Consider the following 23,293-nt stretch of genomic DNA (forward strand, 5'->3'; position numbering starts at 1 on the left):
GAGTTCACACTCGCCGCCATCGCCCAAAACCTCCGGAAAATGACCACGCTCTGCCCGGCGACCGTGCCTTCGACACCGAGCGGTTGAGAAAACCGATCACGCGGTTGCCGAGCCTGAAAGGACCGCACTGAAAAGTGCGTCAGTCCCAGCCTCCGTTCAAAGCTCGTGCTCGAGTTTTTCAACAGCATCAGACCAGAATGGGCGTCGCTGTCAACCTGCCCTACCCCGCCCAATCCGCGGGCACGCAGCGGAACGCAGAACATCGGTCCAAAGGGGTTTCGGCTTCGGAGCGGCCGATACCTAGGCCGATGATTTTCCGGTGGCATTCTGTATTGGCAGCCGCGGCGCATCGGCAGCTAGATGATTTCTGCGCACCGGACCTGTTGGGCCGGACTCGCCATTCTGCGGATGCCATGTGATTTGCCGCATGCCGGGAAAAGGGGTCTCCCGGATCAGCCGATCGAGAAACCGGGCAGCATTGCGCCCGATCGACAGTTCGGGGTGAGAGGGGTTCGATCATCCCGTGTCTTACTTGCAGACTCAAGGCTTGAGCTTTCCGCTTGCCCACCAATGCTTCCGGACAGGCGGTTCAACGAGACGGTGATGCTGCAACCGCTCCGACGGAACAGGATGCCAAGGTGTGATCGCAGCAAACCATTTATCGGGCGGTGGTCTCTGATGCTAGCTTTTGCGTCGATGCACGCAGTCCGTGGTTTCGCGTCATTACCTCCAGTGGTTGTCTATCCAAATCCAAGGTTAGAGCCCATTAATGGGATGCAGGATTCGCAATCTTGGTCGTGACGTTTGGTTGATCGCGTTGGCCGATGTGACGCTTCGCGAACTGGACCCGGCCGAAGTCAAGCCGGTTTGCATCAGACCGACCGCTGCGTGCGGGACGGGAAGGGACAAAGAGAACCCATAATTGTCGGACTGGGCGCAAGAGTTGACAGCTGTCAACTCGCCAATCCGCCAAGGTGTCGCACAAGGCCAAGGCCATGGCATGCGCGGAAAGGGCCTCGGTCGCGGCCTTTTTGCGGAGGGCCCTCAGAAAGCCTGCCGGTCGCCGGATCGACCCGATTCTTTGCAAAATGCAGGCAATCGCGACAGAGGCCTCATCCGACGTCATGGTCTGCAAGGTCTCGGCCCAGGTCCGGTCGTCGAGCCCCAGCATGGGCCGGAGGACATTGGCGGTCGTGTGAAAATCTCGCCATGTCTCGATCCGAGTAGCGCTACAGGCTGCCAGTTTCGGTGTCGCTTTCAGCACCAATGCCAACGGGATTTTCCGGGTCGTCGCAGCAACAGGTTTCGTGTCGTTTTGCGCAGATTCAGGTTCTTGAATATAGGTTTTTGAATTCTGTATGTGCCGCTCTTTTTGGCTGTCATTGCCGCTCATGTTTTCCGTGTCGACCGGCATGAGCTCGGCAATCTCGGCCTGAATGCTGCGGCTGCGATCGGCAAGGTCTCGCAAGTCGTGAAGTTCCAGCTTGCGGCGCGAGACGCGATGCAAATCGGCAAGACGGTCATCGAGGGCGCTTGTCGAGCCCGGCCCGTGCGCGGCGGTACGAACCGCCATCTTTGCGGCGTCGCGCAGGTGCAAGATGATTTCGTGACGCATGGCCTTTTTCCGCCTCTCGGTTTCGCGCGTGGCCTCGGCGGCCCGGCGGATCTCGGGCCAGCGGAGCAGCAGGGGACGATGATTAGAGCCGAAAGCGGTCGCCATCTGTCCGGGAACGCCCCGCAAGGCCTAGCGTTTCCCGTTTTGCTGTCATGGCGCAGAGATCAGCCCGGCCTGCACGAGGTGCGAGATATGGCGGCGCAGGGCCCTCTCGGCCGTGTCCTGCGCGCCCCAAGACAAGACGTTGTCCGAGCCAAAGACAATGAGCCGCAAATCATCTGCCAACTCATTGGAGGGATGATAGGGCCACTGTCAATTCGCGCAAGATCAGCCTTTTATCGGGGATTTCCTGCGGGGTAGGGGCGTCGGCGCTGGTCTGGCCCTGCAAATGCGCAGCCGATATGCCGCGCCGCCCGAAAGGTGTCGTGGAAATATGACTCATCTGGTCATTCACGGGGCAATAAGCCCGACTGAAAACACGCATTTGACAGCTGTCAACATTTGCCGCTTTCGTTGAGGTCCCAGCTAGAGAGAACGGCCCTTCCGGAGTAGTCTGGGGCGCTTTTCCTTTGCCTTGCCGCGTCTCCTGGTTGCTGCTGCGGCTCGATTATTCCTTGTGCCGGACAGGCGGATGTTCCAGCCAGTCGCGATGAATGTCCTGCATGTTCCGGATCAGCCAATCGGCGAAATCACCGGCCTCCGATATTTCGAACACGGCCTTCTTGCCGCTTTTCCTGACCTGCCCAAGGGATCGGCCATCCGCGCCCAGCAAATTCTGCCGTCCCGGCGTGGTCTGGGGTGCTGCCTTTCGGGGGGTCATCGCGGCAATGACCGACGCGAAGCGCGTGTCTGAATCCGGGCCCGTCGCTGCGGCGAGCAGGTCCGACAGGGGCAGCTTGCCCGCCTTCTGGGCCAAGGCCAGCCAACGGTCACGCCCGACCGAGGGGGCGGCGCCGATCGCGCGGATCAGTGCCTCGGGGACGTCATCGGTGACGGAAAGCATGCGCGAAATCACGGTCTTGTCGATGGCGAGCGCGTCACAGATCACCTTGCGCTCGAACCCGGCCTTGACCATCTGCGCGGCGAAATTGGCTTTCTCGATAAAGCTCAGATCCTTGCGCGCCGTGTTTTCCTGACCCTGAGCCACGACCAGATCGCGGTCGTTGAGCGTGCGGACCATCGCCTTGACCGGCATCCCGAGCGTGCGCATCGCCTGCACCCGGCGGCGGCCAAAGACGATGTCATAGCGCCCCTCGTGATTGGGCGAATGACGCAGCAGGACGGGCACCTGCTGGCCATATTCGCGGATCGAGGCGGTCAGCGCTTCGATCCCCGACGGATCGGCATCCATCCGATCCTCGATCCCGGCATTGTCGATCAGATCCGGCGCGACCTCGATAATGGCGCGGCTTTTCAATTCGCTGATGGATTTCGACACGGCCCCGATGGCGCCGCGCTCCATGCGGGGCAGGGGCGCATCCGCATCGGGATTTTCGGGCAGGCCCATCAGGCTTTTCAAAAGATCCTTCCGTGCCATCACGCGCCCTTTCCGCGGCCCCAGGCCGCTTGAATCAGTCCTTCGATCTCGCCATTGACCGCGTTCAGGCTCTCGATCGCGCGCTCATAGGTGGCGCGGGTGAACTGGCCCCGCTCGACCTCGTAAAGCGTCTGCTTGGTGATCCCGGCATCCGAGATTGCGGTGGATTTCAGCACCGGATGGTTCAGGACATGCTCGCCGAACATCGAGCGCATGAAGCTGACCATCTGGTTTTGCGGCCCGTCGCCGGGTTCGTAGCGGGTAATCACGTAGCGCATCCAGTCGTAATCCATGCTGCCCCCGGCCTCGGCCACGACCCCGAGCAGGTTCGAGGTCATCAGCAGGAACTGGCACATCGACATCACGTCCAGCATTTGCGGATGCACCGTCACGAGAATGGCGGTCGCCGCCGAAAGCGCCGACATGGTCAGAAAGCCCAGTTGCGGAGGGCAATCGATCACCACGACGTCATAATCCTGCTCGACCTCGGCCAGAACGTCGCCAATCCTGGTGAAGAAGTAGTTACCCGTGCGTTCGCGCAACGCCATGGGCGTCGCATGTTCGAACTCCATCAGGTCCAGATTGCCCGGCACCAGATCGAGATTGGTGAAATAGGTCTTCTGGATGACCGAGCGCAGCGGCACGGGGTCCTCATAGCGGATCGCGTCATAGATCGTGCCGCCATCGACCAGATCGAATTCCGGTTGCACGCCATGCAGGGCCGAGAAGCTGGCCTGCGGGTCAAGGTCGATCCCCAGCACCCGATAGCCGTCCAGCGCCAGTTTCTGTGCCAGATGGGCCGCGGTCGTGGTCTTGCCCGAGCCGCCCTTGAAGTTGATGACGGTGATGACCTGCAGATGGTCGTCCGCGCGGCGGCCGGGCAGGTAGGTGCCCGGCGTCCTGGTGCCTCTTTCCAGCAATTCGCGCAAAGCGAGGATGTCGGCGGGGCTGTAATAGCGCCGCCCGCCCGCCCGCGTCTCGGGCGAGGGGCCCTTGCCCTCAAGGTCCAGCTTTCGCAGATAGGCATCCTTGACGCCGAGAAGGTCGGCGACCTCGCCCGAGGTGAATTTGCGCAGCTCGCGCTTGGCATTGGGCGGGAAAAGCTGCTCGCGATGGGCCTGCAAACGCTGTGACAGCCCGCTGGCATGGGCACCGACGAGCTTGTCGATCCGGGTCTTAGGTTGGAGATTATCCACTGCGCCTGTCCTCGGTAGGTATCGGGCCGTTATTTGTAGTTACGCTTTCGGCCGTCTTATTCTGTTAACTTCGTAAGTGATGCGCGCGTTTTGCGATTCTCGCAAGAGATTTTCACAGGAACTGCAAGAGATTGTGCTTCGATCTTCATGCGGAACAGGCCGGGCGAGCGGGCGCGGTCCGACCCGCAGCCCTGGGGACGAGCCCGGAAAGGCTGCAAGACTCCTGTCCATCCCGATGAAAGCTTGGCCGGGCAGGGCGCTCGGCAAGGCCGTCTCGCCGGGTGTCGCCGGTGCCGCCCGCGACCTTGCACGGAACAATGCGCCTTGCTCACGGTTCACCCTCGAACGCCACGCGGCCACAGGAGATCCCATGCCCCCGACCCCGCCAGCCAGATTCAAGGTCAACGGAACGCCAGTCCAGTATGGGGGCGATCCAAGGCGCTCGCTGCTTGATTTTCTGCGCGACGAGCTTTCGCTTTACGGCACGAAGAAGGGTTGCGACCACGGGCAATGCGGTGCCTGCACGGTGATCGTCGACGGGCGCAGGATCAATTCCTGCCTGACCCTCGCGGTGATGCAGGACGGATGCCAGATCACCACGGTCGAAGGTCTGGGCAGCGACGATGACCTCAGCCCCTTGCAGCGCGCATTCATCGCCCATGACGGCTTCCAATGCGGCTATTGCACGCCCGGCCAGATCTGCTCGGCCTCGGCCATGATCGCGGAACTGGCCGAGGGCTGGCCGAGCCACGTAAGCGATGATCTTCTTTCGGTTCTGCCGACCGATGAGGAACTGCGCGAACGGATGAGCGGCAATCTGTGCCGCTGCGGGGCCTATTCCAACATCATCGCGGCCATTCGCGACGTCATGCCGGTGGCGGGATGAGAGCGTTTTCCTATGACCGTGCCAGCGCTGTTGCCGATGCGGCAGGGGCCGAGGCGCGCCTGATCGCAGGCGGGACCAATCTTCTTGACCTCATGAAACTGGAGGTCGAACTGCCGACGCGCCTGCTGGACATCAACCATGTCGGTCTGGATCAGATCACCGAGGTCGAGGGCGGGCTACGCCTTGGTGCGCTGCTGCGCAATGCCGATTGCGCGGCGGATCAACGGGTGCGGCGAGACTATCCGCTGCTTGCCCGCGCGATCCTTGCCGGTGCAAGTCCGCAGCTTCGCAACCGCGCCACGACCGGCGGCAATCTGTGCCAGCGCACGCGATGCGGCTATTTCATGCGGCTGGGAACGCGCTGCAACAAGCGCGAGCCGGGCTCGGGTTGCGACGCCATCGACGGCAGCAATCGCGAGCACGCGATCTTTGGGGTCTCGCCCGCCTGCATCGCGACCTATCCCGGCGACATGGCGGTGGCACTGGCCGCGCTGGATGCCTCGGTCGAGATCACCGGGTCGCGGGGCGGGCGAAGCATTCCCCTGCGTGGCTTTCATCGCCTTCCCGGCGACGATCCCAGCCGCGACAATGTGCTGGAGCCGGGAGAGATCATCACCTCGGTCACGCTGCCGCCGCCGGTGGGTGGGCGGCAGGTCTATCGCAAGGTGCGGGACCGGGCGTCGTTTGCTTTTGCGCTGGTCTCGGTCGCGGCGATCATCGACATCCAGAGCGGCCGGATCAGCCGCGCTGATCTGGCCTTTGGCGGCGTCGCCCACAAGCCTTGGCACGATCCCGAGGTCGAGCAGGCCTTGCTGGGCGAGGTGCCGTCCCCGGTACTCTTCGCCCGCGCCGCCGACCTGCTTGTCGCCAAGGCCAAGGGGCAGGGGGAGAATGATTTCAAGATCCCGCTCTTGCGCCGCAGCCTGATCGCTGTCCTTGCCGAGGCTACCGGAGTTTGACCATGTTCGGAACCTATGACGTCCCCGATCAACGCAACCTGCTGGACCAGACCCGGCAAGGGATCATCGGAAAACCCCTCGATCGCCCCGAGGCCGCGCTGAAGGTAACCGGGACCGCCACCTATGCGGCGGAATACCGGCCCGAGAACTGCGCCGAAGGCGTGCTGGTCACCGCGACAATCGCGCAGGGCAGGGTGCTGCACCTGCATCGGGATGAGGTCCTGTCCATGCCGGGCGTGCTGGGGATCTTTGCCGACAAGCGCATGTTGCGGCGCCCCGCGCAAGGCACCGCCGGACAGGCTCCGGTGCAGGACGTGCGCGAGGTCGAATATTACGGCCAGCCCGTCGCCCTGGTCGTGGCGGAGAGTTTCGAACAGGCAAGCCATGCCGCCAAGGCGCTGCGGATCGACTACGCGCCTGAGGGCGACGTGCCCTTTGATGCCGGCAAGGCGGAATACGAATCGGGTCAGAAACCCGTCATTCTGGGCGATCTGGACGAGGCAATGGCCTCGGCCGCCCATAGCGTCGATCTGACCTACACGACCGAGGGTCATGCGAGTGCCGCGATGGAGCCCCATGCCTCGATCGCCGCATGGCAGGGGGACGTGCTGACGCTGTGGGGCAGCTTCCAGATGATCTCGCATAACGTCAAGGAACTGGCGGATTCGCTGCGGATATCGCCGCGCAATGTTCGCATCATCTCGCCCTATGTCGGGGGTGGGTTCGGCTCGAAGCTGGGGATTTCGCATGACGCCATTGCCGCCGCCATCGCGGCGCGGGAGTTGGGGCGACCGGTGCGGGTAGTGCTGACGCGTCAGCAGGTCTTCGACACGATCATGCGCCGATCCGAGACCCGGCAACGCCTGCGGCTGGCAGCGGATGCCAGCGGTCGGCTGACCGGGCTTGGCCATGAGGCATGGGTCTCGAACCTGCCGGGCGAGAAATTCGCCGAGCCGGTGACGCAGGCGACCGAGTTCCTTTACGGCGGCGAGAACCGCAAGCTTGCGGTGAATGTCGCACGGATCAGCCGGCTGACCTCGGGCTCGGTCCGCGCGCCGGGCGAGGCGGTGGGCATGCAGGTTCTGGAAGCCGCGATGGACGAGCTTGCCGAAAAGGCGGGTCTTGACCCGATCGAGTTGCGCAAGCGCAACCTGCCCGCCAGCCAGCCCGGCAAGGATCGTCCCTATTCCTCGCGCATGCTGGTCGAGGCGCTGGATCAGGGCGCGCGCGCCTTTGGCTGGGATGCACGCAAGCCGCGCCCCTGTATGCGCCGCGAGGGCGAGTGGTGGCTGGGCATGGGCGTCGCCTCGGCGGCGCGGGTCAATATGCTGCGGCCCGCTTCGGCTCGCGTCCGGCTTGAGGCCGATGGCAGCCTGCTGGTGCAAAGCGACCAGACCGATATCGGCACCGGCAGCTACGCGATCCTTGGCCAGATCGCGGGCGAGATGCTGGGCGTGCCGATCACGCGGGTCCGGGTCGAGCTGGGCGACAGTTCGCTGCCCTCGGGCGCAGGGTCGGGCGGCAGCTTCGGGGCGAGCTCGACCGGATCGGCGGTGTTTCGCGCCTGCGAGGCGATCCGCGACCGGCTCGCGCATCGGCTTGGCATCCCGGTCGAGGCTTTGGAATTGCGCGACGGCATCGCCTCGGGGCAGGGGCGCTCGCGCCCGGTGACCGAGTTGCTGCAAGGCGAGGCGCTGGAGCAAGTCGGGCGGATCAAGCCCGGCAAGACGCAGATGGATTACGCGCAGGCAAGCTACGGCGCGTTTTTCTGCGAGGTGGCCGTCAATGCGTTTACGGGCGAAACCCGGATGCGGCGGATGCTGGGGGCCTTTGGCTTTGGGCGGGTCCTGAACGCCAAGACCGCGCGGTCGCAATGTCTGGGTGGCATGGTTTGGGGCATCGGCGCAGCGCTGACCGAAGAGCAGTCCTTCGATCTGCGCGACGGGCGGCTCTTGAACCATGACCTTGCGCAATATCATGTGCCCTGCCACGCGGATGTGCCCGCGCTTGAGGTGATCCTGCTTGAAGAGCGCGATGCCCCGGCCAGTCCCCTGCAGGCCAAGGGGGTGGGCGAGCTTGCCATTTGCGGCGCGGCCGGGGCCGTCGCGAATGCCATCTACAATGCCTGCGGCGTGCGGATGCGCAGCTTTCCGATGACGCCGGACAGGTTGATCGCCCAATTGCCTGACCCGATCGCGCGGGCGGCGGATTAGGGGTCATTGCAAAGCCATGTTCTCAGCGCTCGAAAGCAGATGATGGCGCAGGCCAAGATGGTGAAGGCCAGCTGAATGTCGGCCCTGCGCTCGTAGAAACGGCGAACCGGCGGAATTTGGAGAGCCTGGCGAATGTCCGCTCGACGACCCAGCGATGTTTTGCGAGATGGCTGCTGCGCTCAATGCCCTTCCTCGCAATGCGGTGCCTGATGCCGCGTTTGGTGCAAGCCCTGCGACAGCGGGGATAGTCATACCCCGTGTCGGCATGGAGCTTGCCGGGCCGGCAGCGCGGCCTGCCACGCTTGCCATACATGGGAGGAATGGCGTCGAGCAACGGGTCGTGCATCCCGCTGTCATGGACGTTTGCGCCGCTGAGGCGCGCGGTCAGGGGAATGCCTCGCCTGCCGGTGACGATGTGGCGCTTCTTGCCCGCGCGCCCGCGATCGGTGGGGTTGGGGCCGTACGTTGGGGCCGGTGACTTCGCCGCCCTTTTCGCCGCGATGGAGGCGCTGTCCATGCAAGCACCGGTCCGGTCGAGATGACCGGCGCGATGTAGCTGCCGCAGCAAGACCTGATGCGACTGATCCCAGACATCGGCCAACTGCCAATCCCTGGGCCTTGGCCAACAGGTCGGCCCCGAACCACAGGCCAGCGAACATAGGCGTTCGAATGATCGTCAGCCTGTCGCCAAGCGTATCCTCGCCCTGCCGAGGCTGCTTAAGGCAAGGTCGACGCTATGATTTCGACGCTGGCCGAGTAGCTGCGGGAGAGGCTCGATCACCTCAAGACGATCATGCGGGTCGGCAGGCGACATCACCCGGCACGCAGGAGATTCAGCGCGATCGCGGCCATGGCCTGTCCGCACCTGCCGAAGAGAGCAGCCCTCGAAGCAAGGATCTCTATAAGGACTGTCTTGATCCCAGACCCCTGCGCGGAAAAGGAACGCGCTGCGCTTTTTCACCAGTTGGCCCGCCCAGAAGCGGGCTGCGCTGCTGGTTATGGCCCGGTCAGAAAAGCTAGTCGAATACGCCTGCGACCTGCTTTGCCATGCAGCCAAAGCTCTGGAGGCGAACCATCGCGAGCGGCCATTGCGCCGGGCTATGGCCCAAGACAGGCTTGTCGAAACGCCACCGCCATGCCGCGCGCCCATCGAGGGCCATCGGATCTTTGCGACACATGAAAAATTTGTTGAGACGCCTCGTCAGAAACAGGGTGGCAAACACGGCTTACCGCAAACCCGTTGGCCAGCAGTAACGCATGCTGCACGCGAGACGGACGAAGCTTCCGGTCAACGATCTGGCAGCGACATCCTTCGGGATGGTCCCGGTTTCAAAGTTTCGCCTGGACGTGGTTGCCGGGTCACTCCGGCACCACCCGCGAGGGCAGGAGCGGCATCGGTGAAAAACACGCCATGTCTCACGCATGCGTGCCGCAGCCGAGCACAGAACCTGTTCGGGCTCGTAGCCGCGGCTGGCCAGCCAGTCGCCCAGAACCCCCGCCCGACGCCAGCGAGGTTTCGATCCGCCGCGCTGGGATGGAGCCGCCAGCGCGCCGGCCGCTTGGCGGCTGCCAATGCAACAGGTGGAGCCCCTCTGAGGACCACGCCTCCCCGCGCCCCTGATCTGACTGGGGGCCAGCCAAAGATCTCCCGCGAACACAGCCGTTCACGGCATCCAGCGCCAAAGCGTCGGAAAACGGGGCCTCGACCGTGGCTGTGACACTGATCCCTTTCCGGACGAAGCTATAGCGCGCCTCCCGATATCCCGGCATCGCGAAACTCACAGCGTCGCCGTCGGACAAGACCATGACAAAGCGACTGGCGGCTCCTCCACTACGGGGGGCATAGGTTCCTGTCACTTCCAGTAACTGGCCTTCGACGGGCCGGTAATAGATCACCATATCCAGCGGCCCCTCGTGCAGGCTGCCCGCCTGGATCGGCGCCCAGATCGACACCGTCCCTGCCGCGACGGGCAGGGCAAAGAGCGACATCGCCACTGCACCGACCGCGTTCGCGGCCATAGCTGGCACGGGATCTGCTGACGGGTTTGGGCTTCAGGGAATGCATTTAGTCACTCCAATCAGATCGGGGTCAGGAAATGGTCGTCTGCGTCACGAGACCGTCCGTTCGCGATATCGACACATGTGACGAGTCCGGTCCGTTGTCGGCTGATCGCCCGTCACGAAATTCGGATAGTGGTAATGCGGTCGGTAGATCTCGGCCGAAAGGCCCGAAGACGAAATCAAGGCCACCAGATCGGCCTGCCGTCTGACCCCGGTCTTGTTGAATATGCGTTGCAGATGGGCCTTTACGGTGGCGACGCTCGATCCCAGGATGCGCGCCGACCCCACGACGCCATTGCCCCGCGCGATCATGTCCAGCACTGCCGTCTCGGCGGGCGCCAGCCCGTAGAGCGCGGCAAAGGACGACCTCGGCGCGGACAGCCGGGGCGACAGACGCCGGACCAGCACCATGGCGACGGCAGGGACCAGTTCGATGCTGCGGGAATTCTCGGAAACCGGCAGGACCTGGACGAGGAAGCTGTCGGCCTCGGCGTCCTACAAGGGGATATCCGCGCCGGGCGACATGCTTTGGGCAGAGGCCCGGACGATGCCGCCCAGACGACGATCCAGTTCGGACTGGCCCAGACCCAGCCGATCCTTTTGCCGGGTCAGCGGCGAGGAGGATGCAAACAGGTCAAGAGCGGCGCGATTGGCATAGAGGATGGCGCGACTCTCGCCAAGCATCGTGATGGCGGTGCTCAGCTGGTCCATGGCCGCCCGAAAGGATGCCAGCCCCAGCCGGTGCGTTTCGAGAACCCTGCTGATGGCAATCGAGCGTTGTGCATGGGGCAGGATCGTCCGACCAAGCGCAATCGTCTCCTCGTCGATCGGACCCCGGCTGTCATGGCGTGCGAGGATGATCGAACCGACGGCCGTGGCATCGCGCAGCATGCCAAGCGCCATAATATCGCAAATCCCCAAAGGCTGGGCCCATTCGCGCCAATAGCGGCTTTCGGCGTTGGCCCAGTTCGCATAGCCCCGGGACAGAAGCGCTGGCTCGCTGAGCGGCAGCGCGGCTATTCTGGCATGCCCGCCCCAGCGTTCGATGAAATCGCCGCTGAATTTCGGCATCCGCGCCAGCCATTCCGGCGAGAGACCGCTCGACGCCTGAAGGATCGGGACCCCGGCAGGGAGCGCCTGCAGGGACAAGGCGGCATAGCGGAAACCGAGCCGCAGTCAGCAGGCCTCGAGCATCCGCGTCCAGCGGTCGGGCTCCACCACGCAGTCATAGATCAGTCCGATGAGTTCCTTTGCGGTTTCGGCATTCCCGTCCATGGCCAAGTTCCGAAATGATGAGCCTGCGTGATGCCTTTATGGTGATCGGTCGTTCTTGTTTGCCAGATCCTGCGCGAGTTCGCGTCAATCGAACGGTTGACAGGAGCGTTGAAAATCCGCCGCGCCGCTAAGCTGAGTTGCGCCCCGGTTCACCGGGATTGTGTCCAAGCACTTCCGGCAACGGAACAGCCTGAACATCTTACGGCCGGATCTGGAGCAGGCCGCACATATTTCCCGCGATCAGAGCTTGCCTCGACGGCGCCCGCTCGCGACGATCCGGCCAGCCTGACCATGCACGAGCAGGTAATCGCCACGCGCCCAGATCAGGATGCATATCATGAGCATCTGGGCTGGATCGCCGGTTCCAGTCCGCGAATGGCAATCTCTTGGAGACCGATCTTGAGCTGGATGGTCAGGGCCAGCAAGCCCGGTATCCTGCTGACCGGTGGGACACAGCGCAGGGCATGCGCAAGCCGGGGAAATCTTTCGGACGCTTGCCCAAAAATGAACGCATTTCCAAGCTTACCGCCAGCCATCGTCAGGCTTGAGGCAATGGTCAGGAGCATATTGCCGACGCACATGTGCGACACTGACAAAATAACCGCCCCTGCCCCGGAAAGCGTGTCACCCAGCCGGTTCATGTCCTGCCGCGGCACCGTCCGGCCGGCCTAGGCCCGATGGTAGGCCTCGCCCGATGCGAAGAAGACCGCCATTGAGACCGTCACCTAGGCCGACGCCGGATTGCCCAAGAGGATCGCTTCGAGTGTCGTCTGACCGGGCTTTGCGCCGGAGGATGCCGACAAGAGCGGAAAGCACCCGACCAACAGGGCCAGCATGTTGCCGAGTTGTAATGTCCCCCCCGGCCCCCTCAGCCGCGGCGGGAGCGCATCAGTCCGCTTGGCAATGAAGCTTCAACCTCTGGTTCCGGCTGCTGAAGTGGGTGCCCGAAACGCGCGTTCCTCAGCCGACGCGGCGCAGGAAAGCCCGCGTGCGTTCATCCTGCGCCGCACCGAAAATCTGCTCGGGCGGACCTTGCTCCACGATGCGCCCTCCTTCCATGAAGATGATCCGGTCGGCGATCTCGCGCGCGAACTGCATCTCATGGGTGACGATCAGCATGGTTTGCCGGCCATCGGCGATCTGCCGGATCAGGTCCAGAACCTCGCCCACCCATTCAGGATCAAGCGCGCTGGTCGGCTCGTCAAACAGCATCAGATCGGCGTGCAGGGCCATCGCGCGGCCAATGCCGACCCGCTGTTGCTGTCCGCCGGAAAGGTTCACGGGATAGCTGTCGCCGCGATCTGAAAGCCCGATCTGGGCAAGGATCTCATCGGCGCGCGCGCCTGCCTTGGCCTTGGGCCAGCCGCGCACCACGGTCAGCCCCTCCATGATATTCTCGCGCGCGGTCTTGTTTGCGAAAAGCGCATAGTTCTGGAACACGAAAGATGTCCGCCGCCGCAGCGCCAGAACGTCGGCGCTGCTGGCCTTGGCGGCGTCGATATCCAGATCGCCCAACCGGATATGACCGGCATCGGGCCGATCGAGATAGTTCAGACAGCGCAGCAGCGTCGATTTGCCCGTGCCGGAGGGGCCGATAATCGCCACCCGTTCACCGGGTTGCAGACAAAGGTCGATGCCATCCAGCACCGTCTGATCGCCAAAGCGCTTGACCAGACCGTCAACGCGGATCTCACAACTCATCGCGCCACCGCCCTTCCCAGATGCCGCTCGATCCAGCGCTGGCCGACCGAGAGGATCTCGACAATGGCCCAGTAGAACAGCGCCACCACGAGGAAGGCCTCGAGGTAGAGAAAGCTGCCCGCCGCCTCTTTCTGGGCCGCCCCCATCATCTCGGTCACGCCGAGGGTGAACGCGAGCGAGGTGCTTTTGATCATGTCGATGAAATAGTTCATCAGGGTCGGAGCCGCGACCCGCGCTGCCTGCGGCAGGATGATCCGGCGCAGAACTTGGCCTTGGGTCATGCCGATCGAGGACGCGGCCTCCCATTGGCTGCGATCGACGCCGAGGATCGCGCCCCGGATGCTTTCGGCCATATAGGCGGCGAAATGCAGGGTCAGTCCGATGATCGCGGCCGTGACGCCATCGAGGCTGGTCAGCGACGGGAAAAGCTGCGGCAGGCCGTAATAGAACAGGAACAACTGCACCAGCAGCGGCGTGCCGCGAAAGAAGCTGATGAACACCGCCACGACCCGGTCGATGATCGGCACGCGAAGCACCCGCACCACGGCAAAAACTGCCGCCAGAACCAGCGCGAGGACCATGCCGACCACGGCCATGAACAGGGTCAGTGGGATATAGCTGGCGATGACCGGCAGCATATTCCCCATATAGGCGATGTCCAATGGCCGCATTATTGGGCGTCAGCCAGCGGTTTGGTCACGTCGGCTTCCAGCCATTTCTGGGAAATCTCGGCCAGCTTGCCGTTTTCCTTCAGCTTGGTGATGGCGGCATCGACGCGGTCGCGCAGCGCCTTGCCGGCCTCGTCATTGCGGAAGGGCAGGGCATTCCGGATCTCGTCAAAGGGTTGCCCGGCCAGCGCCAGCGGCAGCGGGCTTTGCTTGATCACCTGTGCCGAGGACACGCGGTCCATCACGAAGGCATCGACGCGGCCCAGAGCCGTGTCCTGCTCGATATTGCTTTCATAGGTGCGGATGTCGATTTCGCTCGCATAGGGCAGCGCGCGCAGCAATTCCTCATAGTTCGAGCCAAGGTTCACCGCGACCGACTTGCCCTTGAGGCTTTCGGGGCCGGTGATGGTTTCCTCGTTGCCCTTCTTCACCACGACCTGCGCGCCGTCATAGACATAGGGCTGGGTAAAGGCGAATTTCGCCTCGCGCTCGGGCGTGATGGTGATCTGGTTGGCCACGGTGTCGATGCGACCGGATTCCAGCGCCCCGATCAGACCCGAGAAGGACATGGTATTGAATTCGACCGTATCTCCGGTCTCGGCCGCGATGGCGTTCAGGAAGTCGACCTCGAATCCCTGTAATTCATTGGCCTTGGTAAAGCCAAAGGGAAAATAGCTGCCCGACATGCCGACGCGGATGGTATCGGCCGTGGCCGGAAGGCCAAGACTGGCGGCAAGGATCGCCGAAAGAACGATGTGGCGCATGGATAACTCCCTCATTTCAGACCTGTCAGATGCGCTTTGCCTGGGTCAGCCGCAACCGCACGCACAACGCCGTCTGCTAGAAAAGGATAGGATCAAGCCTCACCACCAAACTGTAGAACGAATGTTCTTCTTCTGAACAGAGCTTGGAAACAATGTCATGCTGTGCGAACAAGTTTTGTCCGTCTCGCTGTGGGAATAGCAGGGGAGCGGCGCGAGGTGGCAACGCGGTCGCATTCAGGCGTCACCGATCGCGGGCGGCGCAGGTCAGGCTGCCGAAAATACGGGCCAGAGACCACGGCGGCGCTGAACGGTCAGGCTGTAGATCAGCGTCGCCAGAGTATCAAGCTTTGCACCTATCTCGGTGTGTGAGATCTGCGGGCCGGTCGAGGGGTGATTGATCAGAACGGCAGCAGCTATGCTGGGGGCGACAGGGTCCTGCCACTCGGACAGGATGCGCCGCGCCTCGTTCAGCAAAACCTCTGCCGCCCATTGTCCTTGGGACTTGCCCGCGCGCATCGCCGCCCTGGCCAAGGTCACGCGGAATTCGGCGTCGAAGGCTTGGGCTTTCAGAGTGATTGAGCCACGGTTCTCGACCCGCTTGCGAGCGGGCTTTGGAAAATCGGATGGGTCGGCCATGGAAGATATCCCTGCCAAATCGCGGGGGGTCTTCCTCTTGGCTCGCCAGCCGAGCAACCCCGCGCCGCTTTCACAACCCACTTGTCGTTTCGGAGCAGCCGGGCAAGATGGGCTGACCAGCACAGGAGCAGGTCAATGGCTCGACCACATGCGACTTCCGGTGAAATCGTCGGTCTTGCGCCATTGGGAGATGCGATGGCCGAGGCCAGGACGCATGCTTTGGTCAAAACTTCTGAATTCGAGGCCATTCGGCTGGTCCTTCTGGCCGGCAAAGAACTCAAGGATCACAAGGTCGATGGAAGCATCACGTTGCAATGCCTCGAAGGGCGGGTCTTCTTCCGCTTCGAAGACGAGTCTCGGCTGATGACGGGGGGCGACTGGCTTTATCTTGATGGCGGCGTGATCCATTCGCTTCTGGCGCAGGAGGATTCGTCCTTGCTGCTGACGATCATGTTGCGTCCCTCCCCATAGAACGCTGGGCATTCTGGATGCCAGCAAAGCCGGCATCCGAGAGATCGCTTAGGGCCGTCGAAAAGACCGACCAGCGCCGCGCTGGTATTGCCGATAATGGCGGATCAAGGCTAGGCCACCGGGCTGTTCGGAACGGCGAAAAGCAGGACCGAACTCGCGCCGACTGGCGCAACGAGGTATCAGCCAGTCTTCACGTCGATGACCGACGACAGCATGAAAAGCCCGGTCAATGCAAGCCCGGCCAGTGCCACAGCGCCCGCGCGGGCGGCCTCCCGCAGCGAGGTCCGGGCCTCCGCCGGACCGAGTGAACGTGGAATGTGCAAGATTTTAGCCTAGTCCTTCATTAAGTCTGTTCCGGACGTCCGCTCTCTCAATCAAGGGAAAATCCGCCGGCGTCAGGGCGATGTCGGCAATCGAGCAGCCGTCAAGCACCTCAAGAAACGCCTCCATCGCGCGTTGTAGCGGCGCGATCAGGCGGCATTGGCAGGTGATGATGCATTGGTTGCCGGTGCGCATGCACTCGACCAGCCCGAAATCACTCTCGAGGTGGCGCACCACCGCGCCCACACTGATCTGATCGGCTGGACGCGCCAGCCGCAACCCGCCCGCGCGACCGCGCTGCGCGGCAAGGAAATCGCCCCGCGTCAGGGCATTCACCACCTTCATCACCGTGCTGCGTGGAAAGCGGTAGACCGCCACAAGCTGGTCGATTGTGAACAGCCGGTCAACTCGGGTGGCGGCGTAGATCATCACCCGCAACGCCATGTCAGTGGTGTCATTCAGGCGCATCGGGCTTTCCTTTCCGGCTGGGACGGAATGTCGCAGCACTTAAAGATACCAATTAATGGAATCTTTTTGAAGCTGGCATTATGTCTCTATCGACGGGAACATGAACCCAGCGTCAGGAGGATATCATGCCCAAGCCGCTTTCCGAGGAAACCCTGTCGATCATCGAGGCGACCGCGCCGGTCGTGGCCGCCCATGTCGATCAGATCGTGCCCTGCATGTATCGCCGCCTTCTGGCCGACCCCGAGATCCGCGCGCTCTTCAACATGTCGCACCAGCAGGGCAGTTCGCCCCAGCACAAGGCGCTGGCGGGTGCGCTGGTTGCCTATGCGACCCATATCCGCAATCCGGCCGTTCTTGGCGGCGCGCTGGAACGCATCGCGCAGAAACATGTCGGCCTGCAGATCCTGCCCGAGCATTACCCCCATGTCGCGACCGCCCTTCTGGGCGCGGTCGGCGAGGTGCTTGGCGAGGCCGCGACCCCCGAGATTCTTGCCGCCTGGGGCGAGGCCTATTGGTTCCTCGCCGACACGCTGATCGGGCGCGAGGAACAGATCTATTCGCAATCCGAACAGGCGCGCGGCGGCTGGCGCGGCTGGCGGCAATTCCGCGTGGCGGCAAAAACCCCCGAGACGCCCGAGATCACCTCATTCCGGCTCGAACCGGTCGATGGCGGCCCGGTGCTGGAGCACCGCCCCGGCCAATATCTGAGCTTCCGCTTCACCCCCGCCGAAGGTGAGGAGTTCCGCCGCAACTACTCGATCTCCTCGGCCCCGAACGGTCGCGATTACCGCATCACCGTCAAGCGCGAGCCGGGCGGGCGGATCTCGAACTGGCTGCATGACGCGGTCGAGCCGGGCAGCACCATCGATGTCGCCGCGCCCTCGGGCGAGTTCTTCCTTGACCCTGCGGGCAAGCGCGAGGTGGTGCTGCTCTCGGGCGGGGTCGGCATGACGCCGATGATCTCGATGCTGGAAAGCTGCGGCGGCGGCGATCTGCGGATGATCCATGTCCATGCCGCCCGCGATGCGCGCCATCACGCCATGCGCGACCGCCATCTGGATCTGGCCGATGAAAGCCATGTCTTCTACGAGATGCCCGAGGTCGAGACATCGGGCCTCGTCCATGCCGGCCGCATTTCAGCGGAATGGCTGGTCAAAATCAGCGATCCGAAGGTCGCGGATTATTTCATCTGTGGCCCGACCGGCTTCATGGACGCGATGATCCGGGGATTGCGCGCGGCGAATGTGCCCGAGGACCGTATCCATTACGAGCATTTCGGCCCCGCCGCGGCGCAACTCGGCTAAGAGGGGACAGGTCATGGCGGGGACGGCGGAACGGATGCGCAACTACACGGGACCGGCGCTTTTCAGCCATGGCTTTCGGCCTTTCTTTCTGCTGGCGGCCCTCTGGGCCGTTGGCGCGATGCTGATCTGGATCCCGATGATGACGGGGCGGCAGCCGGTGCCGATCGGCTTCGACCCGTTCAGCTGGCACGCGCATGAGTTCCTCTTCGGCTATCTTGGCGCGGTCATTGCGGGTTTCGTTCTGACCGCCGTGCCGAACTGGACCGGCCGACTGCCGGTCATGGGCTGGCCTTTGGCCGGTCTGGTCGGGCTGTGGCTGGCGGGACGCGTGGCTATGGCCTTTTCGGCGCATCTGCCTTGGGCGGTCACGGCACTGCTGGACCTGTCGCTGACCGTGGCGCTTGTCGGCTTCATCGCGCGCGAGATCTGGCGCGGCAAGAACTGGCGCAACCTGCCGGTCGCGGGGCTGATCGCGCTTTACGGCTTTGCCAATGCCGCATTCCATCTGCAAGAGCATGTCAGTTCTCCTGCCTATGAGGGCTGGGGCATGCGCTTGGGACTGGGCGCATCACTTCTGCTGATCGCGCTGATCGGAGGCCGGATCATTCCCAGCTTCACCCGCAACTGGCTTGCGGCGCGGCAGGCTTTGAGGCTGCCCGCGCCCTTCGGGCGTCTGGATGCGGCGATCCTTGGCGTGACCGGCGTGACGCTTGCGGCCTTCGTCGGCTGGCCCGATGCGACAGCGACACATTGGCTGATGCTGCTGACCGGTGCGCTGCATCTGTGGCGCGTTCTGCGCTGGTGCGGCTGGCAGGTCCGGACCGAGCCGCTGCTTTGGGTCATGCACAAGGCCTACGGCCTTCTTGCGCTGGGTTTCCTTGCCGAGGGTGCTGCGGGCTTCGGCCTCATGCCCGTGCCGACCGCGCGGCATATCTGGCTGGACGGCGCGATCGGGCTGATGACGCTTGCGGTGATGTGCCGCGCGACCTTGGGCCATACCGGACGGGTGCTGCATGCCGGACCCGCGACGCTGGCGATCTTTCTGGCAATGCTTCTTTCGGTCTTTCTGCGCGTGGTTGCGGGAATCGCGGACAATGCCACGGCGCTGATGCATCTGTCTGCCGGGCTGTGGATCCTTGCCTTTGCAGCATTCGTGATGACTTACGGGCCATTTCTGATGCGGCCGCGTGTCGCGATAAAGCAAGCGACCGGCGAGGCCGCGAATTCCTGAAAGGCACATTGAGGCCTCTGATCGTCGCAGCGCTGGCCTGTCGGTCTGCGCATTGTCCGATCGCTGGCGGGACGAGGCACGGCTGGTCGGCGTCCCGACAACCCCGCTCCCCGATGCGGATCATCCCGTGGGGGTACTGGCGGTCATGCAAAGCCAGCATCTGCACCCAAGCCGGCGCGAACGCTGCAGCGGTTTCTCGGCACGGTGCTGGTTTGATGAGGCATATCGCGGTCCGACATGTCGGCGGCCCGATGATCGCATCCGAGCGCGTGCTGGCCGAGCATCCCTATAGCGCAGGGTCGTAAACCCTCAAGCCGTGGGCATGCATGGCGTGCCCCACGCCCGCCAATCCTGTCGCGCGAGGACGAGAAGATGTTATCTTTAAAGCGGTTGCTCTGATTCTATGGGCCCGACGCACCGCAGGGAGGCTTTGCGGCGGGGGAGTCTCCAAACATTCACGGAATACTCGCTTGTGAGAGCGTATCGGCTTGGCCGGTGCCTCTACTCCAAAGATGGGGCGACCGTATTGAACCGACGACCTTAGGGAGAGAACGATGCGCTTTATCAAGAGTAGGTCTTCATTCCAAGTTCTGACAATTTCTGCAGCGGCTGCGGGTGCGGCTGGGCTTGCCGCACCCGCCACCCAAGCCGCTCCGCCCGCGCTGGAGGCAACCGAGGTGGTCAACGGGCTTGACCTTGCCTGGGATGTCGCATTCTTGCCGGACGGCACCATGTTCATCACCGAGAAATGCGAGGGGCTTTCGGTCCGCCTGCCGTCCGGTGAGTTGAAGGCGCTGCTGGGCATGGACGGTGTCGAAGGCTATGCGAGCACGGCGGATGACCTGTTCTGCGAAGGGCAGGCCGGGATGAACGGTGTCGCCGTCGACCCCGATTTTGCGAGTAACCGCACGATCTATGTCTACTCTGCCTCGAAAAAGGCCACGCCCATCACCAACAGGGTGCTGAAGCTCAAGGTGAGCGAGGATTTCGCGAATGTCTCGGATCGTGTCGATATCATCGAAGACATCCCTTACAAACTCAAGGATTCCGACCATCCTTTCGGCGGCATGGGGGCGCATAACGGCGGTCGCATGCGCTTCAGTCCCGGCGACGGCTTTCTTTATGTGACCACCGGCGACAACCATAACAGCGAATTGCCGCAAAGCCCCACGCTCCTGGGGGGCAAGGTGCTGCGCATCGATGGCGACGGCAAGGGGGCCCCCGAGAACAAGCCCCCCGAGGGCGGCGACGTTCGGATCTATACCTATGGCCATCGCAATGTGCAGGGTCTTGCCTTTCGTCCCGGAACCAACCAGCCGGTCATTGCCGAGCATGGGCCCTGGCACACCGATGAAATCACGGCGCTGACGGTCGGCGGCAATGGCGGCTGGGATCCGCGCCCCAATCAAAGTGGACGTGGCGACTGCCCCGGCAATTACTGCGGCTACATGCCGAACCAAAACGATGGCATGGAGCCGAAAGAGCGCGCGGTCTTCATGCCGATGACTGATCTGAAACTTTACCCCGAGGCGATGAAACCGGCCTGGACGAATAACGGCCTGTCACAGGGATCCGGCTCGGCGGCCTTCCTCGAGGGTGAGGGGTGGGGCGACTGGAACGGTCGCCTTGCGGTGGGGCTGATGGGGATTGCCTTCGGCGGCACGCCGGTCGGCAACCGCATCGACGTGATCGACCTGGCCGAGGACGGCCTTTCCGCCAAGGAGGTCGTCACGATGGACCTGCCACAGATAGAAGGTCGCTTCCGAGGCCTGACCCTCGGCCCCGACAGCGCGCTTTATGCTGTCATGGAGGAAGGCGCGATCTATCGCATCGCGCCCAAATAGACAGGCTGGCTCATAGTCCTGAACCGAAAGTCGCCCGGTCAAGCCGGGCGGCTCATGCAAGCAGCCATAAATAGCGACTCTCTATTCGAGGGTGGAAATTCGGCACCGTTTCCCGGGGCCACTGACAATGATCAATTAAGAATTGTGGCTGAGCGTCCGCGCATCGATCAACAGGTGGGCCTCGGGTGAAAGCCGGCTTCCGCAGCATGATCATGCGCAGAAAGGAGGAGGCCTCCTGACCAAAGCGCGAATGGTCATGCCGCCGAAATTTGGTCCAAGACCCATTGATTTCGGTCTTTTGGCGTGATGCTTGCTCCGATAGGAGACCTGATTGATGAGCAACCTCTCCTGGCTGACGGACGCGCAAATGGAGCGCCTGAAGCCTTTTTTCCCGAAGAGCTATGGCAAACCTCGCGTCGATGACCGGCGCGTCCTCAGCGGCATAATATTCATCAATCGCAACGGATTGCGTTGGTGAGATGCCGAAGGAATACGGCCCTGCCAAGACCCTCTAGAATCGCTGGAAGTGTTGGAGCGACAACGGGGTCTTTGTCCCGATCATGCTCAAGGCAGACCGCACGGCTTCCAGCCAGTCCGGAAAAATGAGGGCCCGGACCCCAGATCGCCCGAACCAAAGGTGGCATGAACACCCAGCTGCATGCTGTAACAGACGCGAAGGGGCGACCGATGGAGTTCTTCATCCCGGCGGGCCGGGTCAGCGATTACACTGGCGCGGCGGCGCTTCTAGGCACACTGCCGAAAGCCGATTGGCTTCTCTGAAATTCCCGCAAGAATGCCATCAAATACGACAAGAGCCGCTACAAACGGCGCAACCGCATCGAGATCGTGTTCGGTCGCCTCAAGGACTGGCGGCGTGTGGCCACATGATACGACCGGTGTCCAGAAGCGTTCTTCTCAGCCATCATGCTCGCCCCAACCGTCTCGTTCTGGCTGAGAAATTCAATGATTCTGGAGACTAGAATACCCGTTTGGCGTGCCTGCCCTGACGACGCGGGTCCTCGGCTGAAAATGTCCATGCTCGGGAATGAACACTTTGAGACAGTCTATGGCAGACACGAAGGGGCACAGTAACCGGTTCTGGTCGGTTGAGGAAAAGCGTTCGATACACGCGCGCCGCGTGTTTCTGTCGCGCAAGTGGCGCGGCGCTATTCGATGAATTCGAATCTGCTCTTCATCTGGCTCAGAGATCCGCGGTTTGCCTCGGATGATGACACGGCGCCGAGCATCGCCGCCGATGGCCAGGTGTTTGTGCCGGTCGAAATCTCAGTGCCGCCGCAGGACTGCATGCGACGACCCCACTGTCGAGACGCCTCGATTGGCAGATGGCAGGACATTCGCGCAGCGGGTCGCCATCTCGCTGGCCGACGGACGCGGGATCCTGATCGAGGTCCCGACAAGCCTGCCGGCGGTGCTGGGGCTGGTTCAGGGCCTGACGCAATGATCCCGGCGCCGGGCAACACCAGGATCTGGCTTGCTGCCGGCGTCACGGATATGGCCAGCGAGCAGGCCCGCATGGTCCATGTCCGCCGCAAGTTTGTCGATGTCTTCGAACGCGATTGATCGGCCATCGCCAAGGAAACCATCGAGCGGATTGCGGCTCTACGCCGTCGAAAAGGATGCGCGAAACACATCGCCCGATGAACGGCTTGGCCTGCAGCAAGCGCGGGCAAAGCCCACCTTCGAGGAGTTGGAAATCTGGCTGCAGCAACAGATGTCGAAAATATCGGGCAAGACCAAGCTGGCCGAGGCCATTCGCTGCGCGCTTGGCCCAAGGCGCGAGGCTACCTCGAAAATGGCCAACAGAGTGGAGAGCGTCCGATCTTCTGTGTATGACTGATCCGGTCCATGCTTCACCGAAAGGAAGCATGCATGACGATCTCCAAGGAAATCCTCGACGAACTGCTGAAGGGTGTTGAGTGCCCTGAGGATCTGCTCGGCGACACCGGGCTGATGAAAGAGCTGAAGATCAAGCTCATGGAGCGGATGCTGGGCGCCGAGCTGACGGCGCATCTTGGCTATGAAGATGGCAAGAAGGCCCCTCCGGGTCGGAGCAATCGCCGGAATGGCGCCTCGACCAAGGTGCTGAAGGGGCAGGACGGCGAGATGACAGTTGCGGTGCCCC

General features: G+C 62.9%; 24 protein-coding genes and 2 pseudogenes. 12 read left to right on the forward strand and 14 right to left on the reverse strand.

What is annotated here, in order from left to right:
- Nucleotides 1–766: 766 nt before the first annotated feature.
- From repC to repA, 3 genes and pseudogenes are all read right to left on the reverse strand, one after another.
- Nucleotides 767–1,903 (reverse strand): annotated as a pseudogene (gene repC, locus ESZ60_RS21730) (plasmid replication protein RepC); the annotation flags it as partial.
- Nucleotides 1,904–2,222: 319 nt separating this feature from the next.
- On the reverse strand, nucleotides 2,223–3,152 hold the full coding sequence (repB, locus tag ESZ60_RS18720; protein WP_134682224.1) for a plasmid partitioning protein RepB: 930 nt from the start codon (nucleotides 3,150–3,152) through the stop codon (nucleotides 2,223–2,225).
- On the reverse strand, nucleotides 3,152–4,348 hold the full coding sequence (repA, locus tag ESZ60_RS18725) for a plasmid partitioning protein RepA (protein WP_134682225.1): 1,197 nt from the start codon (nucleotides 4,346–4,348) through the stop codon (nucleotides 3,152–3,154). The genes repB and repA overlap by 1 nt, the downstream gene beginning before the upstream one ends.
- Before the next feature lie 370 nt (nucleotides 4,349–4,718).
- Between repA and ESZ60_RS18730 the strand changes: the two genes are divergently transcribed.
- Genes ESZ60_RS18730 through ESZ60_RS18740 form a run of 3 tightly spaced genes read left to right on the forward strand, consistent with a single transcriptional unit; the run spans nucleotide 4,719 to nucleotide 8,406 of the window.
- The gene (locus ESZ60_RS18730; protein WP_209021362.1) at nucleotides 4,719–5,234 is read left to right on the forward strand and encodes a 2Fe-2S iron-sulfur cluster-binding protein; all 516 of its coding nucleotides are present in this window, start codon (nucleotides 4,719–4,721) and stop codon (nucleotides 5,232–5,234) included.
- Nucleotides 5,231–6,193, forward strand: a complete 963-nt coding sequence (locus ESZ60_RS18735) for an FAD binding domain-containing protein (protein ID WP_134682227.1) — start codon at nucleotides 5,231–5,233, stop codon at nucleotides 6,191–6,193. The genes ESZ60_RS18730 and ESZ60_RS18735 overlap by 4 nt, the downstream gene beginning before the upstream one ends.
- Before the next feature lie 2 nt (nucleotides 6,194–6,195).
- Nucleotides 6,196–8,406 carry a xanthine dehydrogenase family protein molybdopterin-binding subunit gene (locus tag ESZ60_RS18740; protein ID WP_134682228.1) on the forward strand — a complete coding sequence of 737 codons (2,211 nt, stop codon included), beginning with the start codon at nucleotides 6,196–6,198 and terminating at the stop codon, nucleotides 8,404–8,406.
- 22 nt (nucleotides 8,407–8,428) lie between these two features.
- Here ESZ60_RS18740 and ESZ60_RS18745 read toward each other — a convergent pair whose 3' ends face one another.
- The 9 genes from ESZ60_RS18745 to ESZ60_RS18785 form a co-directional block, all read right to left on the reverse strand.
- Entirely contained in the window at nucleotides 8,429–9,058 is a 630-nt protein-coding gene (locus tag ESZ60_RS18745) for an IS5 family transposase (RefSeq protein ID WP_134682229.1), read from the reverse strand.
- A gap of 764 nt (nucleotides 9,059–9,822) precedes the next feature.
- Nucleotides 9,823–10,425, reverse strand: coding sequence for a hypothetical protein (locus tag ESZ60_RS20925; RefSeq protein WP_167620228.1), 603 nt, complete (start codon nucleotides 10,423–10,425; stop codon nucleotides 9,823–9,825).
- 90 nt (nucleotides 10,426–10,515) lie between these two features.
- The gene (locus ESZ60_RS18755; RefSeq protein ID WP_134682230.1) at nucleotides 10,516–10,878 is read right to left on the reverse strand and encodes a helix-turn-helix transcriptional regulator; all 363 of its coding nucleotides are present in this window, start codon (nucleotides 10,876–10,878) and stop codon (nucleotides 10,516–10,518) included.
- A gap of 84 nt (nucleotides 10,879–10,962) precedes the next feature.
- Nucleotides 10,963–11,538, reverse strand: coding sequence for a PAS domain-containing protein (locus tag ESZ60_RS18760; RefSeq protein ID WP_134682231.1), 576 nt, complete (start codon nucleotides 11,536–11,538; stop codon nucleotides 10,963–10,965).
- A 539-nt stretch (nucleotides 11,539–12,077) separates the two neighbouring features.
- On the reverse strand, nucleotides 12,078–12,383 hold the full coding sequence (locus ESZ60_RS18765; protein WP_134682232.1) for a hypothetical protein: 306 nt from the start codon (nucleotides 12,381–12,383) through the stop codon (nucleotides 12,078–12,080).
- Nucleotides 12,384–12,702: 319 nt separating this feature from the next.
- Nucleotides 12,703–13,443 carry an amino acid ABC transporter ATP-binding protein gene (locus ESZ60_RS18770; protein ID WP_134682233.1) on the reverse strand — a complete coding sequence of 247 codons (741 nt, stop codon included), beginning with the start codon at nucleotides 13,441–13,443 and terminating at the stop codon, nucleotides 12,703–12,705.
- On the reverse strand, nucleotides 13,440–14,114 hold the full coding sequence (locus ESZ60_RS18775) for an amino acid ABC transporter permease (protein ID WP_134682234.1): 675 nt from the start codon (nucleotides 14,112–14,114) through the stop codon (nucleotides 13,440–13,442). Before ESZ60_RS18775 ends, ESZ60_RS18770 begins: the two co-directional genes overlap by 4 nt.
- Complete coding sequence (locus tag ESZ60_RS18780; RefSeq protein ID WP_134682235.1) at nucleotides 14,114–14,875, reverse strand: amino acid ABC transporter substrate-binding protein; 762 nt, start codon at nucleotides 14,873–14,875, stop codon at nucleotides 14,114–14,116. Before ESZ60_RS18780 ends, ESZ60_RS18775 begins: the two co-directional genes overlap by 1 nt.
- A gap of 264 nt (nucleotides 14,876–15,139) precedes the next feature.
- Nucleotides 15,140–15,511: a hypothetical protein gene (locus tag ESZ60_RS18785; protein WP_134682236.1), complete on the reverse strand. Its 372-nt coding sequence runs from the start codon at nucleotides 15,509–15,511 to the stop codon at nucleotides 15,140–15,142.
- 135 nt (nucleotides 15,512–15,646) lie between these two features.
- Here ESZ60_RS18785 and ESZ60_RS18790 point away from each other — a divergent pair, with 135 nt between their 5' ends.
- Entirely contained in the window at nucleotides 15,647–15,982 is a 336-nt protein-coding gene (locus tag ESZ60_RS18790; RefSeq protein ID WP_134682237.1) for a cupin domain-containing protein, read from the forward strand.
- 179 nt (nucleotides 15,983–16,161) lie between these two features.
- Here ESZ60_RS18790 and ESZ60_RS18795 read toward each other — a convergent pair whose 3' ends face one another.
- Both ESZ60_RS18795 and ESZ60_RS18800 read right to left on the reverse strand, forming a co-directional pair.
- A complete protein-coding gene (locus ESZ60_RS18795) occupies nucleotides 16,162–16,305 on the reverse strand; it encodes a hypothetical protein (RefSeq protein WP_209021363.1) in 144 nt (47 codons plus the stop codon).
- Between the two features lie 4 nt (nucleotides 16,306–16,309).
- Nucleotides 16,310–16,771 (reverse strand): RrF2 family transcriptional regulator, encoded by a 462-nt coding sequence (locus tag ESZ60_RS18800; protein WP_134682238.1) that lies wholly within the window; start codon nucleotides 16,769–16,771, stop codon nucleotides 16,310–16,312.
- A gap of 125 nt (nucleotides 16,772–16,896) precedes the next feature.
- Here ESZ60_RS18800 and hmpA point away from each other — a divergent pair, with 125 nt between their 5' ends.
- The 8 genes and pseudogenes from hmpA to ESZ60_RS18840 all read left to right on the forward strand — a co-directional run.
- Nucleotides 16,897–18,075: an NO-inducible flavohemoprotein gene (gene hmpA, locus ESZ60_RS18805; RefSeq protein WP_134682239.1), complete on the forward strand. Its 1,179-nt coding sequence runs from the start codon at nucleotides 16,897–16,899 to the stop codon at nucleotides 18,073–18,075.
- 13 nt (nucleotides 18,076–18,088) lie between these two features.
- Complete coding sequence (locus ESZ60_RS18810) at nucleotides 18,089–19,306, forward strand: NnrS family protein (protein ID WP_134682240.1); 1,218 nt, start codon at nucleotides 18,089–18,091, stop codon at nucleotides 19,304–19,306.
- A 554-nt stretch (nucleotides 19,307–19,860) separates the two neighbouring features.
- A complete protein-coding gene (locus ESZ60_RS18815; RefSeq protein ID WP_134682241.1) occupies nucleotides 19,861–21,150 on the forward strand; it encodes a PQQ-dependent sugar dehydrogenase in 1,290 nt (429 codons plus the stop codon).
- A gap of 334 nt (nucleotides 21,151–21,484) precedes the next feature.
- Nucleotides 21,485–22,104, forward strand: a pseudogene (locus ESZ60_RS18820) (transposase); the annotation flags it as partial.
- Between the two features lie 382 nt (nucleotides 22,105–22,486).
- The gene (locus ESZ60_RS21735; RefSeq protein ID WP_134682242.1) at nucleotides 22,487–22,612 is read left to right on the forward strand and encodes an oxidoreductase; all 126 of its coding nucleotides are present in this window, start codon (nucleotides 22,487–22,489) and stop codon (nucleotides 22,610–22,612) included.
- On the forward strand, nucleotides 22,609–22,731 hold the full coding sequence (locus ESZ60_RS21740; protein ID WP_280634016.1) for a hypothetical protein: 123 nt from the start codon (nucleotides 22,609–22,611) through the stop codon (nucleotides 22,729–22,731). Before ESZ60_RS21735 ends, ESZ60_RS21740 begins: the two co-directional genes overlap by 4 nt.
- Before the next feature lie 31 nt (nucleotides 22,732–22,762).
- Nucleotides 22,763–23,008, forward strand: coding sequence for an IS66 family transposase (locus ESZ60_RS18835; protein WP_167620229.1), 246 nt, complete (start codon nucleotides 22,763–22,765; stop codon nucleotides 23,006–23,008).
- 32 nt (nucleotides 23,009–23,040) lie between these two features.
- On the forward strand, nucleotides 23,041–23,293 hold a 253-nt coding region (locus tag ESZ60_RS18840), incomplete at its 3' end, for a transposase (RefSeq protein WP_209021364.1).

Source organism: Paracoccus ravus (assembly GCF_004522175.1).
GTDB lineage: Bacteria > Pseudomonadota > Alphaproteobacteria > Rhodobacterales > Rhodobacteraceae > Paracoccus > Paracoccus ravus.

Coding starts and splice junctions, on each gene's coding strand:
- ESZ60_RS18815 (WP_134682241.1), top strand. CDS start 19,861: ATGCGCTTTATCAAGAGTAGGTCTTCATTCCAAGTTCTGACAATTTCT.
- ESZ60_RS21740 (WP_280634016.1), top strand. CDS start 22,609: ATGATCCCGGCGCCGGGCAACACCAGGATCTGGCTTGCTGCCGGCGTC.
- ESZ60_RS18790 (WP_134682237.1), top strand. CDS start 15,647: ATGGCTCGACCACATGCGACTTCCGGTGAAATCGTCGGTCTTGCGCCA.
- ESZ60_RS18810 (WP_134682240.1), top strand. CDS start 18,089: ATGGCGGGGACGGCGGAACGGATGCGCAACTACACGGGACCGGCGCTT.
- ESZ60_RS18765 (WP_134682232.1), bottom strand. CDS start 12,383: ATGAACCGGCTGGGTGACACGCTTTCCGGGGCAGGGGCGGTTATTTTG.
- ESZ60_RS18740 (WP_134682228.1), top strand. CDS start 6,196: ATGTTCGGAACCTATGACGTCCCCGATCAACGCAACCTGCTGGACCAG.
- ESZ60_RS18800 (WP_134682238.1), bottom strand. CDS start 16,771: ATGCGCCTGAATGACACCACTGACATGGCGTTGCGGGTGATGATCTAC.
- ESZ60_RS18785 (WP_134682236.1), bottom strand. CDS start 15,511: ATGGCCGACCCATCCGATTTTCCAAAGCCCGCTCGCAAGCGGGTCGAG.
- ESZ60_RS18755 (WP_134682230.1), bottom strand. CDS start 10,878: ATGGTGCTGGTCCGGCGTCTGTCGCCCCGGCTGTCCGCGCCGAGGTCG.
- repB (WP_134682224.1), bottom strand. CDS start 3,152: ATGGCACGGAAGGATCTTTTGAAAAGCCTGATGGGCCTGCCCGAAAAT.
- ESZ60_RS18730 (WP_209021362.1), top strand. CDS start 4,719: ATGCCCCCGACCCCGCCAGCCAGATTCAAGGTCAACGGAACGCCAGTC.
- ESZ60_RS18775 (WP_134682234.1), bottom strand. CDS start 14,114: ATGCGGCCATTGGACATCGCCTATATGGGGAATATGCTGCCGGTCATC.
- ESZ60_RS20925 (WP_167620228.1), bottom strand. CDS start 10,425: ATGGCCGCGAACGCGGTCGGTGCAGTGGCGATGTCGCTCTTTGCCCTG.
- ESZ60_RS18760 (WP_134682231.1), bottom strand. CDS start 11,538: ATGCCGAAATTCAGCGGCGATTTCATCGAACGCTGGGGCGGGCATGCC.
- ESZ60_RS18780 (WP_134682235.1), bottom strand. CDS start 14,875: ATGCGCCACATCGTTCTTTCGGCGATCCTTGCCGCCAGTCTTGGCCTT.
- ESZ60_RS18735 (WP_134682227.1), top strand. CDS start 5,231: ATGAGAGCGTTTTCCTATGACCGTGCCAGCGCTGTTGCCGATGCGGCA.
- hmpA (WP_134682239.1), top strand. CDS start 16,897: ATGCCCAAGCCGCTTTCCGAGGAAACCCTGTCGATCATCGAGGCGACC.
- ESZ60_RS18770 (WP_134682233.1), bottom strand. CDS start 13,443: ATGAGTTGTGAGATCCGCGTTGACGGTCTGGTCAAGCGCTTTGGCGAT.